Raw genomic sequence first — 490 nt, forward strand, 5'->3', positions numbered from 1 at the left:
GTATGCGACGGCCAACGTACTGACGCAGGGCGTTGGCATGGTTACGGGCCTCCAATCGAAATTCGACTGGAAGAGCGTGGCGGCCAGCGCTGCTGGAGGTGCCGTGCAAAGCGTGGTGGGTGACGCACTGCAAGGCCACGCCCTGCCGGAGGGCATGGCGGGACCTGTGGTGCCGCCCACGTTCGCGGGGCTGGGAGATTGGGGCGGCGATCTCGCGCGCAGAACGGTGACGTCGTTTGCAAGTGGCGTGACCACGGCGGTAATGCGCGGTGGGCGCATCAGTGTGGTGCAGGTGGCGACCGATGCGTTTGGAAATGCTCTCGGCTCGGCTTATGCGGAGAGCACCGTCCCGGGAATGCTGGCGGCGAAATCGGTTCAACATGGGCAGAAGGACAGCGAGTTAGGCATGCAGGCGCAGGGCCAGGGGCCCTGGTCAAATGCGGACTATCGCAATGGATCGGACATTCAAAGCGATGACACATACATGCAG

1 protein-coding gene is annotated in these 490 nt (G+C 63.5%); it reads left to right on the forward strand.

What is annotated here, in order from left to right:
* The coding region (locus tag GVL03_RS19585; protein ID WP_159502603.1) for a hypothetical protein at window positions 1-490 on the forward strand (490 nt) is incomplete at both ends.

The organism is Microbacterium sp. 18062 (assembly GCF_902706225.1).
GTDB lineage: Bacteria > Actinomycetota > Actinomycetes > Actinomycetales > Microbacteriaceae > Microbacterium.